This is a genomic window from Halpernia frigidisoli (assembly GCF_900113805.1).
GTDB classification, from domain to species: Bacteria; Bacteroidota; Bacteroidia; order Flavobacteriales; family Weeksellaceae; genus Halpernia; species Halpernia frigidisoli.
This window is the reverse complement of sequence record NZ_FOQT01000001.1, coordinates 385,036-398,675: the sequence shown is the minus strand read 5'-3', so window position 1 is coordinate 398,675 and position 13,640 is coordinate 385,036. Positions and strand designations below refer to the sequence as shown.

11 protein-coding genes are annotated in these 13,640 nt (G+C 33.8%); 3 read left to right on the top strand and 8 right to left on the bottom strand.

Translation table 11 applies throughout. From position 1 onward, the window contains the following. Positions 1-1,872: a monovalent cation:proton antiporter-2 (CPA2) family protein gene (locus BM238_RS01880; protein ID WP_090078483.1), complete on the top strand. Its 1,872-nt coding sequence runs from the start codon at positions 1-3 to the stop codon at positions 1,870-1,872. Between the two features lie 181 nt (positions 1,873-2,053). Here BM238_RS01880 and BM238_RS01875 read toward each other — a convergent pair whose 3' ends face one another. Next, positions 2,054-3,304 (bottom strand): CinA family nicotinamide mononucleotide deamidase-related protein, encoded by a 1,251-nt coding sequence (locus tag BM238_RS01875; protein ID WP_090078482.1) that lies wholly within the window; start codon positions 3,302-3,304, stop codon positions 2,054-2,056. Positions 3,305-3,442: 138 nt separating this feature from the next. Between BM238_RS01875 and BM238_RS01870 the strand changes: the two genes are divergently transcribed. After that, a complete protein-coding gene (locus BM238_RS01870) occupies positions 3,443-4,354 on the top strand; it encodes a hypothetical protein (RefSeq protein WP_143093333.1) in 912 nt (303 codons plus the stop codon). A gap of 46 nt (positions 4,355-4,400) precedes the next feature. On the opposite strand, the gene BM238_RS01865 is transcribed toward BM238_RS01870, so the two are convergent. The 7 genes from BM238_RS01865 to BM238_RS01835 form a co-directional block, all read right to left on the bottom strand. Beyond that, positions 4,401-4,949, bottom strand: coding sequence for a lipocalin family protein (locus BM238_RS01865; protein ID WP_090079088.1), 549 nt, complete (start codon positions 4,947-4,949; stop codon positions 4,401-4,403). Positions 4,950-4,965: 16 nt separating this feature from the next. Further along, positions 4,966-5,607, bottom strand: a complete 642-nt coding sequence (gene pdeM, locus BM238_RS01860; RefSeq protein ID WP_090078480.1) for a ligase-associated DNA damage response endonuclease PdeM — start codon at positions 5,605-5,607, stop codon at positions 4,966-4,968. After that, entirely contained in the window at positions 5,604-8,063 is a 2,460-nt protein-coding gene (locus tag BM238_RS01855) for a ligase-associated DNA damage response DEXH box helicase (RefSeq protein ID WP_090078479.1), read from the bottom strand. Before BM238_RS01855 ends, pdeM begins: the two co-directional genes overlap by 4 nt. A 54-nt stretch (positions 8,064-8,117) precedes the next feature. Then, a complete protein-coding gene (locus BM238_RS01850; protein ID WP_090078478.1) occupies positions 8,118-9,080 on the bottom strand; it encodes a Fic family protein in 963 nt (320 codons plus the stop codon). 61 nt (positions 9,081-9,141) lie between these two features. Then, positions 9,142-10,722 carry an ATP-dependent DNA ligase gene (locus tag BM238_RS01845; RefSeq protein ID WP_090078477.1) on the bottom strand — a complete coding sequence of 527 codons (1,581 nt, stop codon included), beginning with the start codon at positions 10,720-10,722 and terminating at the stop codon, positions 9,142-9,144. Further along, entirely contained in the window at positions 10,719-11,738 is a 1,020-nt protein-coding gene (locus BM238_RS01840; protein ID WP_090078476.1) for a ligase-associated DNA damage response exonuclease, read from the bottom strand. Before BM238_RS01840 ends, BM238_RS01845 begins: the two co-directional genes overlap by 4 nt. 26 nt (positions 11,739-11,764) lie before the next feature. Next, on the bottom strand, positions 11,765-12,970 hold the full coding sequence (locus BM238_RS01835) for an NAD(P)/FAD-dependent oxidoreductase (protein ID WP_090078475.1): 1,206 nt from the start codon (positions 12,968-12,970) through the stop codon (positions 11,765-11,767). A 183-nt stretch (positions 12,971-13,153) separates the two neighbouring features. Between BM238_RS01835 and BM238_RS01830 the strand changes: the two genes are divergently transcribed. Further along, on the top strand, positions 13,154-13,618 hold the full coding sequence (locus BM238_RS01830) for a SpoIIAA family protein (RefSeq protein ID WP_233741893.1): 465 nt from the start codon (positions 13,154-13,156) through the stop codon (positions 13,616-13,618). Positions 13,619-13,640: the final 22 nt, after the last annotated feature.

The following is a 13,640-nucleotide window of genomic DNA, read 5'->3' as shown; positions in this document are numbered from 1 at the left end:
ATGGACTCAAATTTTGCTATGACTACGCTTATATTTCTTGGCGCGGCAATCATTATGGTTCCGCTCGTGAGAAAATTGGGTTTAAGTTCAGTCGTTGGTTACATTTTAGGTGGTATTATCATAGGACCTTTTGTTTTAAAGCTAACTGGAAATGAAGCAGATAACATTATGCACGCCACAGAATTTGGAGTTGTAATGCTTCTGTTTTTAGTCGGTTTAGAACTGGAACCCAAGAAATTTTGGGGCATGCGGAAGAAAATTGTAGGTTTAGGTTTGACACAAGTTGTCCTCACAACTTTGATTTTATTTGCCATTTTTTATGTTTTAAACTGGCGACCCGATCGGGCTTTAACCATTGCGTTGTGTTTCTCACTCTCTTCTACAGCAATCGTTTTACAAACTTTACAGGAAAAAAACATATTTAATACTGTTGCAGGAGAAGCCTCTTTTTCAACTTTGTTAATGCAGGATATTGCGGTTATTCCTATTCTTGCAATTTTGCCGATCGTCGCGAATTACAAACCAAAAGATGAAAGCGCAGGAACGCTTTTTCTTCAGCGTTTTCCGGAATGGGTACAATCTTTCTCCGTAATATTTGGTGTAGTGATATTAATCGGCTTAGGTCGGTATGTTTTCGTTCCATTCTTGCGCTACGTTTCAAAATCCGGAATGAACGAACTCTTGACTGCCTCTTCCCTATTTTTAATCTTAGGGGTTTCGGAATTAATGATCTTAGTTGGTTTAAGTCCGGCTTTGGGTGCTTTTATCGCCGGCGTAATGCTCGCCAACAGTGAATTTCGCCACGAACTGGAAAGTCATATTGATCCATTTAAAGGTTTGCTTTTAGCCGTTTTTTTCGTCAGCGTTGGTTCTACCATCAATTTTAATGTTATCATGCAAAGTCCGGCATTTATTTTTGGAACGGCCGCAATAGTCTTAATTGTAAAATTCATTGTGCTTTTTGGCATCGGGAAATTCCATAAAATGACTAATGACCAGAATTTTCTTTACGCTTTTGCACTATCTCAAGTTGGGGAATTTGCTTTTGTTTTGCTTAATTATTCTTCAAATTTAGTTTTAATTGATACAGTTTTTCATTCTCAAATGCTGGCAGTTGTTGCCATCACGATGTTTGCAACACCGTTTTTATTAATTTTAAATGAAAGATTGATCGCTCCAAATTTTAATATCAAATTATCTGAAGACAAAGAAAATGACTCTCTCACGCAAGATATTGATCAGCGAAAAATTATCATCGTTGGTTTCGGTCATTTTGGTTCAACAGTTGGAAGATTATTGCGTGCTAATAAAATAAAACCGACTGTTTTAGACCATGATTCAAACCGCGTCCGGATTCTGAGAAGTTATGGTTTTAAAGTGTATTACGGCGATGCAAGACGTTTACAAATGTTGAAAACTGCGGGTGCAGAAAATGCCGATATTTTAGTTTTATGTCTTGATAAACCTGAAGATAATCTTTACATTTCTGAAATGGTTCGGGAAAATTTCCCCCATTTAAAAATGTTCGTTCGCGCAAAAAACAGGAATGATGCTTTTACCTTTATCAATAACGGCATCGATAATATTTACCGGGAAACTTTGGGAACTGCAGTAAATATGGCAGTTGACATTCTACAAACCACAGGAATGCGAAAATATGCCGCACGAAGGATGGCAAAACGTTTTACTTTGATTGATAAAGAAGTAGTGAGAAAATTAGCAAAATCTCAAGTTTCTGATGACTTTACATTTACAACTAGGGATGCTTTAAAACGTGAATCTGAACTTTTGGCTTTAGACAATTTGAATTTTGATGATACAAAATTTCAGGAAAAAGAGGAAGATGATTTGTGTGATAAATCGTTAAATTAAATTACTGAAAAGTATGTTTGTAATTCCGTAGGAATCTAGGCGGTTCATAGTTCGACAATATTTGAAATCAAAATAGTTCTCGCCGATTTAGCAGATCAATCTGATTTTTAAATGCATTTAATCCGCGACATCTGCTAAATCTGCGAGAGAAAAATCATCAACAAATCTTGCGATAAAAATTTTATTTATTAGCAACCAACAATGTCACCAATTCTTGAATAATTTTCTGCGACACAAAATTCACAAAATCACCGCGGTCTAAATAGGGCAGAAATAATTTGAAATTTTCAGTTTTATCTTTAATTCTGATTGCGTAAAAAACCGTTCCCGTTTCGTTTCCATCTTCGCCTTTGTTTGGTCCGGCAACGCCAGTCGTGGAAATTGCAATATCTGTCTTAAATAAATCTTGACATTTTTCCGCCATTTCTGCGGCAACTTCTTCACTTACAACCGTGAATTTTTCTATTAAATTTTTATCAACACCTAAAATTTCTATTTTTTTCTCTGTTTGATAAGGCACAATTCCGCTAATAAAATAATTTGAAGAACCGGAAACTGAAGTGATCAATCTCGCCAATTCTCCACTTGTGCAACTTTCCGCAGTTGAAATGGTGAGTTTTTGTTTAATTAAAACATCGTGTAAAATCTGCTCAATTTTATCTTCATTGGTTGCGATTACGCGATCACCAATAATATCAAACACTTCTTTAACTTGCTTTTCTAAATCGTTTTTTAAATCCTGTAAATTATCGCCACTAGCACTTAAGCGCAATTTCACGCGGTTTCCCACAGGCAAATAAGAAAGCGAAATGTGTTTTGGCAAATTCAATTCCCAACTTTCAATATCGTTCGCCAATAAACTTTCCGGATAATTAACCACAGAGATAATGCGCGATTCTATAAAAGGCAGTTTAAATTTCTGCTGCAAAAACGGTACAATTTGTTTCTTGATAAACGGTTTAACTTCATAAGGAACACCGGGCAAACAAATCGCGATCTTGCCATTTTCTTCCACCATTTGGCACGGCGCGGTTCCATTAAAATTTTGAAAAATATAGGCTTTTGACAAAACCACAGCCTGATCTTTATTGATTTCCAGTAAATATTCGCGGTTTCGTTTGATAAATAATTGCTTCAAATGCTCAAAAGTCGCTTCGTCTAAAACCAGTACATCATTAAAATATTCTTTGTAAGCCGTTTTGGTTCTGTCATCTTTTGTCGGTCCCAAACCACCCGTTGTAATCACCAGATCTGACATTTCAAAAGCCAGTTTCAAGGTTTTTTTAATGGTTTCAACCTCATCAGAAATGGTAAATATCTGCACGGTTTTTATACCAATATTTTTAAGTTGTTCCGCAATAAAAGTAGAATTGGTATCGACTGTATTTCCAGATAAAATTTCGTCCCCGATGGTAATGAGTGTGGCGTTCATTTGACTAAAAAATTTTTGCAAATATAGTTAGTTTAGGAAACTTTTTAAAATGTTAAAATTTAAATCTAATAATTCGCGATTTTGAACATAAATTAAATATTTAAAATTATGTATATTTATAACCAAATTAATCAAATCATGTCTGCATCTAATAATTATACCGAAACAAGTAGGACAATTAATTCCGGATTTTTACTAAATGAACAGGAATTTAGAAGATTAATTGAAATAATTATTGAACAATTTGAGAAAATTGAAGATAAATCTACACCTGATTTTAAATTTATTATTAAAAACTTTAATGGTTTTGTAATTGAAACTCATGATTTAGACTTTATTCTGAAAATGGAGAACGATGGTTCTTCTCAAATCATAGATTTAGAAATTAACTCAGTATCAAAGTCTTTACAAAACACTATAATAATATTATTCTCTAATAATTTTTCTGATAGGACAAAGGAAGATAAATCAATACGTTATTCAATCAAATCTGAAAATAGAGATTGGGCAATGATAAGTAGTTCTTTAATAGATGATAGGTTGAATAAAATCAACATTAATAATAAAGCATTTACTTTTACAAGAAGATTATTACTTTCATTAACAACTTTACTAATGATTGGTATGTTAACGTATTTAATGTTTAATCTTAACTCTATAGAAACAAAAAATGTAAACACTTTGAAAGTTTTAAAAAACTTAGAATTTAAATTAAATCATAACGAAAATATCAATTTCGTTAAAGCACTTATAGAGGTTGAAAGGTCAAAAATTAATAACAATCAAGATATTGCATTTTTTGGAAAAACTAAATATTTTATGTGGGTGATTATTCCATTTCTTTTTATAATGACATTCTTCGATAGTGTAAAGAAAATAATTATAAAGTATTTTCCAAACAGAATATTTTATTGGGGAGATTATATAGATAAGTACGACAAAATAATTAAACGACGAAATATATTTATTGGATTTGTCTTTATTACATTATTTATAAGTATAGTTGTAAACTTATTTTCAAATTTTCTTTGGGCGCAAATAGTTAAGTAATGAAAGAGATTTTATTTATAATAAAAAAATATTTTTAAAAACATTCTTAATTCTTCTCAGTATGATTCACCCAAATTAAATTCTCAGTTTTAAAACCTAAAGATTTGGCTTTGGCTAAAAAACGTTCTTTGTAAGAATCCGGGATTGTTTTTTCACGGGATAAGATCCAGAGATAATTGGTGTTATTGCCGACAACTAATGCATATTTGTAATTTTCATCAATATCAATCACGTTGTAAGACGCCCAAATTGGTTTAAAAAAAGACACTTTTAATTCCGCAATATTTGGATTTTTTGCAAATTTTGCTTCGCCAACAGATTCTTTCCACTTATCTTTTTTGTAATCGTAACCTCGGTTTTCCACTTTCAGATTACCATTTTCTTTTTTGGAATAGGTCGCCGTTACTTGGTCCAGATTTTTTTCAAAAATGTAATCAAATCTTGCAATTTCATACCATTTTCCTAAATATTTATCGGCTTTAAAATTTTGAACTGCCGTTGCACCTTTTGGTAATCCAGCCGCACAAGAATTTAATAAAAATAAAGCGCCAATTGTTGCGCCCAAACCTAATGCTATTTTGCTCAAATTTTTCATTTCATTAATTTTAAAATCAAACTTCAAAAATCAGACCTTTCGTAAATGCAATCGCCTTAAAATTTCGTTTCAAAGTTTTAGTATCTAAACCCGTAAACTCACTAAAAGCCGGCAAAACCAATTGGTTTTTTGAATAAGAAAAACATGGTAATTTCACACTTTCCTTGTGATTTCCTACAACAATTCCAGGATGAATATGTCCGGAAATAGTAAATTCATTTTCCTGAATTTTTGGTTCGTGGACAAAAATAAAAGGTGGAATTTGTAAATGATCTTCAATTAAATCAATGCAATTATCACAATAAAATTCTTTTTTAATTCTGTCGTGATTACCTTTTATTAAAGTGATTTTTAAATGGGAAAACTGTTTTCGCCAGTCGCAGAAAATATCCAGTTCAGAATTTTTTCCGGCGTGAAATAAATCACCAACAATTAATAAATGGTGAACTTCAAAATGATTTAAAAGTTGTTCTAAATTTTCTAAGTCTTTCTTTAAAATATCAGTAGGAATTGCAATGCCATTTTTTCTGAAATGTGCGGCTTTCCCGACGTGAAGATCGCTAATTATTAAAGCGTTTTCCTTTTTCCAAAAAAGTGCGCGTAAATTTGTAAATATTAATATTTCTCCGTGAATTTCTTTCTCTAAAACCTCGATCATTTTCCTTTCTTAAATTTCTTTTTCATTGATGCTTCCTGCAATCGTCGGATTCTGTCACCCAAATCTTCGTTGCTCATAGATTGTCGCAAACTGTCCACTTTTATAGGGAAACTTAGCGGCGTAAAAGCGTTTGCAAATTTGAGGATAATTTTCGACTTTTCAATTCTTTCAAATGCTTCATACAATCTTGCTTCGTCAATTTGTTGGTTAAAAACTTCCGTAAAAGCCTGTTTATAAAGCAAATTTTCGGGATTGTGTTCTTCCAAAACATTGAAAGCCAAACCTGCGGAAGATTGTAAACTCTTGTTATTTTTCTGTTGTCCCGGATAATTCTGCATAACCATTCCGGAAATTACGGCAATATCGCGAAACTTTCTTCGTGCCATTTCAGTTGCGTTAATTGAACTCAAAACATCCTGAATTAAATTCTCTTTGCTTAAAATCTCGGCTAAAATTCCGTCATCGATTGGGATTTCTTTAGCGGAAAATAATTCAAAACCATAATCATTCATCGCCATTGAAAATGATAACTGCTCAAATTTACTTAAACGAAAAGCCATCAAAGCCGACATTACTTCGTGAATTAACCGGCCTTCAAACGGATACATAAATAAATGATAACCTTCGCGCGTGTGAATCGATTCCGCCAAAAATTCATCCGATTTTGGAATATGCGAACGCTCACTTTGACTCGCTAAAAGCGGATGCAAAAATTTTAATTCCTTTTCCGAAGTTTTTGCCGTTAGAGAATCTGATAATTTTAAACGTAAAAACTGTCCAAGATAAGAACTCATCGGCAATCTTCCGCCGAGATAACTTGGAACTCTTGCTTTTCCTTTCCCGCCTTTTACGTAAACGGTCATTTCTTTTATTTGAACGACTTCTAAAACCCGACCTGCCAAAATAAATTTATCATCTTTATTGAGTTTTGTGATAAAATATTCTTCGATCATTCCAATATAACCACCGCTGATAAAACGAACTTTTAACATCGCATCACTTACAATTACGCCAATATTCATGCGATGCAGCATTGCAATTCTTCGGCTCGTAACTTTATAAATGCCGTCTTCAATAACTACTTTATGGAATTCTTCATAATTTTTAAAAGCACCGCCGCCAACGGTTATAAACTGCAAAAGCGAGATCCATTCTTCGTTCGTTATTAAATTAAAAGCAAACGTTTTTTTAATTTGTTTAAAAGTTTCAAGCGGTTCAAAACCTTCGCCAACCGCCAAAGTCACGAGATATTGCACCAAAACATCGAAAGTAAGAACTGTCGGAATTCTGGGTTCAATCACGTTTTGTTTCACGGCTTCTTTTAAAGCGGCAACTTCAATTAATTCCAAAGAATGCGTCGGCACAAAATAGACTTTTGAAGTTTCAAACGGCGAATGTCCACTTCTACCCGCTCTTTGCAAAAATCTTGCAACACCTTTCGCAGAACCAACTTGAATCACTGTGTCAACAGGTTTGAAATCCACGCCCAAATCCAAAGACGAAGTTGAAACAACGGCTTTTAAATAACCTGAACTTAAATTTTCTTCAATCCAGATTCTTAAATCTTTATCAATCGAACTATGGTGAATCGCGATTTGTCCGGCAAAATCTGGATAATAACTTAATAAAAGTTGATACCACATTTCGGCCTGACTTCGGGTATTTGTAAAAACGATAGTGGTTTTACTTTCTAAAATTATCGGCACCACTTTGTCCACTAATTTTCCACCGAGATGCCCTGCCCAAGGTAAAATTTCTACCTCATCGGGAAAAACCGGTAAAATTTCAATCTTCTTTTTTTCTTTGGCGACGATTTTTGTTTTCTTTAAATCATAAGGAATTAAAACTTCGAGCGCTTCATCTAAATTCCCGATTGTCGCGGTAATTCCCCAAATTTTTATTTTTTTTTGGTAAGATAATAATCTGCTAACTCCCAATTCCACCAAAACGCCGCGTTTGCTTGCGAGCAGTTCGTGCCACTCATCTACGGCAACACATTTCAAATTTTTAAAATAACGCTGGTGATTTTTTTGGGCTAAAAGTAAGTGTAAAGTTTCGGGAGTGACCAACAAAATATCGGGCATTTTTTTGACTTGCCTGGCTTTTTCGGCTTGCGGTGTGTCGCCGTTTCTCACGCCGACTGTCCAATCCAGACCGATTTCGGCAATCACTTCTGTCATTGCCTTTGCAATATCTTTTGCCAAAGCACGAAGCGGCGAAACCCAAAGTAGTTTTAAACCATCTTTGTATTGTTCGGGATGATTTAAAAAATCGGTGATAACGGCTAAAAAAACAGAATAAGTTTTCCCAAAACCGGTTGGCGCGATGACCATTCCGCTGTAATTCCTACTGTATTTTTCCCAGGTTTTCAACTGAAATTCAAAGGGCGAAAAAGATTTTTCCCCGAGCCAGTTTTGAATGATTTTATAACCTTCAGAATTTTGAAAATCTGTCATTAATTAAAATATTAAACATCGGATAGATTATTATTACTTCTATCCGATATTAATTTAAGTTTTAAAAATTCTCACTCTGCTCCTTTTCTGCATATATTCTACAACCGCTTTTTCTGTTGTAAGCCAATTTCTACCTTCCTTAAAAGCGTCAATTTTACCAGTTCTTGCTAGCAAACTCACATATTCCTGCCCGTAAGGAACGCTATCTTCTTTCACAATTTCAGAAATATTCATATAATCATCAAAAGTATTATTCAAACTGCTGAGATAAATATCCAGACTTCTCTCTAAAGCCTGCAAAACCAATAATAACAATTTAGAATAATCTTGTTTATTGGCATTATTTAAGGCATCATAATATTTCTTCCGATCATTTTTTAAAATAATAGCCGGCGGAAAACCCATTTTCATAAAGATAATATTAAAAAGCAATCTCGCAGTTCTTCCATTACCATCAAAAAAAGGATGAATCCAGACAAATCGGTGGTGAAAAATTGCTGCTTTAATTAAAGAATTCATTTCTGAATTATTAGCCCAATCAACCAATTCATCAACTAAAGACGAAACTTTTAAGGCGTTTGGTGGATTAAAATTTGCACCTGTAATTCTAACGCCACTTGTCCTAAACCTTCCCGCATAATCTTTTTCAATTTTTGCCAAAACCAAAGCATGAACATCAAGAATATCATTAGTTGTAAATTGATATTTTGGTGACACCAAACTTTCAACATATTCTATTGCATCCTGGTGATTAACAGTTTCAAAATGCTCTCTCAAAGATTTTCCTTTAATTGTAATTCCTTCTTCCAAGACCAATTTCGTCTCTTGAAGAGTCATTGTATTTCCTTCGATACTGTTGGAATTATAAGTCCACTCTATGGTTAGACTTTCCTTGATACTTCTCAAAGCGTAATCTGGAATTGGACGAAATTTATCCAACTGTATTTTTTTATCTACAATTCTTTCCAGATGATTTTGCAATCCTTCAAACTGATAATTATAATCTTGCCATTCCATACCACAAATGTACAAAATTTTTCTTAATATCGGATAATCTAAAAATATTTTTTAACCGATATTAAGTAATCAATTTTTTTACTTCTTCAATATCGTCAATTTCATCTACTTTTTTATCGCGTCGCCATCTTACAATCCGTGGAAAACGAAGTGCAACGCCACTTTTATGTCTTTTGCTAAAACCAATTCCTTCAAAGGCAATCTCGAAAACCAATTCTGCCTTTACAGTTCGAACAGGACCAAATTTTTCTAACGAATTTTTTGTTACGAAACGGCTGACTTCCATTATTTCTTTGTCCGTTAAACCTGAATAGGCTTTCGCAATCGTCACCAATTGGTCGTCTTTTTTAACGGCAAAAGTATAATCTGTGTAAAAACCACTTCGGCGTCCACTTCCTTTTTGAGCATAAATTAGAACCGCATCAATTGTTAAAGGGTCCACTTTCCATTTCCACCAATCACCCTTTTTTCGGCCGGAATGGTATTTTGAAGATTTTTGTTTAAGCATTAAACCTTCAGAATTATTATCACGGGAAGTTTCTCTGGCTTTGGCTAAATCTTCCCAATCTTTACAAATGACCAGTTCAGGAATTTTAATATTTTCTACAATATTACTTTCAATTAAATTTTCTAAAAGTAAACGTCGTTCAATTAAATCTAGATCGCGTAAATCCTTTCCATTAATCTCGAGAATATCGTAAACAAAAGTCTGGATCGGGATTTCCTTCATCATTTTAGCAGAAATTGTTTTACGGTTTAAACGCTGTTGCAACACATTAAAATTTAAAACCTGCTCATCTTGAACTGCTAAAATTTCACCATCCAAAACAAAATCGCCTTCCATCTCTAAAAATGCAGAAACCAGTTCAGGAAATTGTTCGTTCACCAATTCTTCACCACGCGACCATATAAAAACCTCTTCATTTCTTTTAATAAACTGTCCGCGAATTCCGTCCCATTTGTATTCTGCCTGCCAATCGTTAATATCGCCAAGATCTTCCACCGTTTTTTCCAAAGGATAAGCGAGGCAAAAAGGATAAGGTTTGGAATTGTCAGGATTGATATTTTCGCCGGAAATTAATTCTGAAAAATTGGTGGTCTCAACTTCCCATTTTCCCATAATTGAATGCATCAAAGTGCTGCTTTCAATTCCCGAATATTTGGCTAACGAATTAATTAATATTTTTTTTGAAACACCAATACGGAAACTCCCGCCAATTAACTTATTAAAAATAAAACGTTCGGTGTAATCCAGACCATTCCAACTTTCTAAAACATAATCTTTTTTTTCTTCGTCAGATTTACTTTTTAAATCCAACAATTCCTCCATCCATTGATGCAAAGGTTTTTCAATTAATTCCTGTGGTGCAGGTAAAACCAAAGACAAAGTTTCACCTAAATCGCCGACAGAAGAATAACTTTCAAGAAAAAGCCACTCCGGAATTCCTGTAATTTCGTAAACCCATTCTTTCAAAAAATTAGAATTAACGGGTCTTTTTGGGCGTTTTCCGGTAAATAAAGCGAGAAACCACAGTTTGTCTTTTTCGTCTGCAATTTGCAGGTAGTGAACAATTGCGTCCACTTTTGCGGTGGTTTTATTACTGCTTTCAACGGCGTTTATGAGTTCGGCAAAATGTTTCATACTTCTTCTGCTTTAATAGGTTCCGTTGAACTTTCCTCTTCATCGCCAAAATGTGTTTTGACCTCAAAAGCATTGATGCCAATTTCATTTAAATATTTTGTAAAAACTGCGATTTGTCCATGCGTTACGTGAACTTTTTCTGCACCAGTTGCTTTTATGGTATCCAATAAACCATTCCAATCTGCGTGATCAGAAATCGCAAAACCTGCATCATAAGATTTCCAACGTCGTGAGCCGCGAATCTGCATCCAACCAGAACAAAAAGCCGTTGCACGGTTTGGAATTTTACGGATCATATTTGAATCTGACAAAGCCGGCGGCACGATAACAATTTCACCTTTTACTTTTTTAATATCATCATGAAAATCTAAAATTTCATATTCCGGAAGTTTTATGCCGCAACTTTCTATGGCTTCATTTAATCTTCCGATAGAACTATGGACGTAAATTTTTCCTGCGCCTTCAACTGACTTCATAATCCTTTGTGCTTTGCCTAAGGAATAGCCGATAAATGTTGAAGTTTTATCCTGACTTTTATTTAAAGAAACCCAATTTTGCATTTGATTGGCATATTGTTGCGGCGTTAACCAATTGTAAATCGGTAAGCCAAAAGTACTTTCTGTAATAAATTCATTGCATTTCACCAATTCAAAAGGTGTTGAAATTCCATCATCCTGAACTTTATAATCGCCTGTAAAAACGGTAACATAACCTTTGTATTCCATTCTGACCTGGGAAGAACCAACAATATGTCCGGCAGGATGAAAACTAACTTTTACACCATTTATCATAATTGGTTCGTTGTAACCCACGCTATCACAAGTAATATCTTCGCCAATTCTGATTTTTAAAATTGGTTTTGTGAAATTATGACAAATGTATTTTTTCATTCCCCACTTTGCGTGATCGCCGTGACCGTGAGTAATAATAGCGAGATCAACAGGTCGCCAGGGATCAAGATAAAATTTCCCTGGAATGCAGTAAATGCCTTTATTTGTAAATTTTATAAGATTCATAAAAATTAGTAGTTTATAATGAGCAACTATCTTCCGAATTTGAAATATTCTGTAAGCGGGTGTTTTTTATTTTTTAGAAAAGATGAAGCCATTTCCATTCCGGTGACTGAAAATGTGATTCCGTTTCCGCCAAAGCCTAAGACAAAATAAGAATTTGGAAATTTTTTATGCTCACCAATGTATGGCAAACCGTCTTTTGTTTCGCCGAAAGTTCCTGCCCAAGTGAAATCCGTGTAAAATCGGTAATCTGGCTGAACGTTTCTCAAAACTTTTAAAACTTCTTTTTCTTTTTTAGCAATTAATCTATCGCGTCTTTCCGGATCTCTAAAATCTTCATCGCCTCCACCGATCAATAATCTTCCATCGTCCGTCGTTCTCATATAAATGTATGGCGAATCTGTATTCCAAAAAAGTGTGTCGTCTAATTTTTTTAGATTTTCAGGATCTACTTCGCTTACCATGGCAAAAGTGCTTTTAAGATCGACAAATTTCTCTTTGATTAGATTTGTACTTTCGTAACCGATGCAATAAATTATTTTTTTAGCTTTGATTTTAAAATCTTCCGTTGTGGTAATAATGTTAAAATCTTTTTTAGATTTTACGGATTTCATTTCTGTTTTGTCAAAAACTTTTAAACCTTTTTTTGAAGAATATCTTAAAAGTTCATGCGCCAGTTTAAAGGCATCAACGCTTGCGCCTTGCTTTGAAAGAATTCCGCCAAAAGTATTTTTTAAACCAAATTTTTCTTCGATTTCATTGCCTTCTAAAAAATTGACTTCAAAGCCAGCATCAAATCTTGCTTTGAATTCCTCTTCCAACCATTCAAGATCTTTCTTTTTTGAAGCAAAATAAAGTGATTCTTTTCGGGTAAATCCAGCTTCTGAATTAATGCTTTTGCAGATTTTTTCTAATTCGTCAATTGAATCTGAGCACGCTTTATAAGACAAAACCGCGCCTTCCCTTCCTATCTGTTTTTCGAGTTCGTAAAGTGGAACGTCGATTTCATATTGAAGCATGGAAGTCGTGGCGGAAGAACTTCCATTTGCTATTTCGCGCTTGTCAATTAAAACTGTTTTATAGCCTTCGTTTATCATTTGATAAGCCAAAAGACTTCCCGTAATGCCGCTTCCTATGATTAAAACTTCGCAATCAATATCTTCTTTTAATGAAGGATAAGAATCGATAATTCCGTTTTTTACGAGCCAAAAAGGTTCATTAGATTTTAAATCCATAGTAATTAGTTTCAAAAATATGAGCAATTATTGCGCCTTTAAGCCCAAAATTTTAAGAAAAATATTTAAGAAAATTTTAACGTGGAAGGGTTCAAATTTGAATTTTATGGTTTAATTATTGAATGTCTAGAGAAACTAAGATTTTATTAATAGCCCCGATTGAAATGAAAATCCTTTAAAAAAATGATTTTTTTTTTAAAGATTGAAGTGGAAAGCGGGAACTGTTTTGAAAATATCTACAACCTTACTGCTACAAAAAATTACAAAACTATGATCATTACTATCCCTGAAACTCCTGACAATGTTGCCGCTTTTAAAGCCACAGGCGATATTACAAAACAGGATTTTGAAAATTGCGTTATTCCTCAAATTAAAGCAAAAGTTAATCAGTTTAATGAATTGAACTGTCTTTTATTACTGGAAACAGATTTAGAAAATTTTACTTTTGAAGCCTGGATTCAGGATGCTTTATTAGGCTTAAAAAATCTTACAAAATGGAATCGTATCGCAATTGTGACAGATAATAAATCTCTGAGAAATTACATTACGGTTTTCAGTGTTTTTATTCCAGGTGAATACAGCACTTACCCGACAGAAGATCTGGCAAACGCACTCTTCTGGTGCGAGAACGGAAACGAACAAAATTAAACTAGAAAAATAAATTTAATAT

Bases quoted from the DNA above. Each gene is read 5' to 3' on its own strand.
- BM238_RS01830 (WP_233741893.1), top strand. From the start codon at position 13,154: ATGATTTTTTTTTTAAAGATTGAAGTGGAAAGCGGGAACTGTTTTGAA.
- BM238_RS01850 (WP_090078478.1), bottom strand. From the start codon at position 9,080: ATGGAATGGCAAGATTATAATTATCAGTTTGAAGGATTGCAAAATCAT.
- pdeM (WP_090078480.1), bottom strand. From the start codon at position 5,607: ATGATCGAGGTTTTAGAGAAAGAAATTCACGGAGAAATATTAATATTT.
- BM238_RS01865 (WP_090079088.1), bottom strand. From the start codon at position 4,949: ATGAAAAATTTGAGCAAAATAGCATTAGGTTTGGGCGCAACAATTGGC.
- BM238_RS01870 (WP_143093333.1), top strand. From the start codon at position 3,443: ATGTCTGCATCTAATAATTATACCGAAACAAGTAGGACAATTAATTCC.
- BM238_RS01855 (WP_090078479.1), bottom strand. From the start codon at position 8,063: ATGACAGATTTTCAAAATTCTGAAGGTTATAAAATCATTCAAAACTGG.
- BM238_RS01835 (WP_090078475.1), bottom strand. From the start codon at position 12,970: ATGGATTTAAAATCTAATGAACCTTTTTGGCTCGTAAAAAACGGAATT.
- BM238_RS01880 (WP_090078483.1), top strand. From the start codon at position 1: ATGGACTCAAATTTTGCTATGACTACGCTTATATTTCTTGGCGCGGCA.
- BM238_RS01845 (WP_090078477.1), bottom strand. From the start codon at position 10,722: ATGAAACATTTTGCCGAACTCATAAACGCCGTTGAAAGCAGTAATAAA.
- BM238_RS01875 (WP_090078482.1), bottom strand. From the start codon at position 3,304: ATGAACGCCACACTCATTACCATCGGGGACGAAATTTTATCTGGAAAT.
- BM238_RS01840 (WP_090078476.1), bottom strand. From the start codon at position 11,738: ATGAATCTTATAAAATTTACAAATAAAGGCATTTACTGCATTCCAGGG.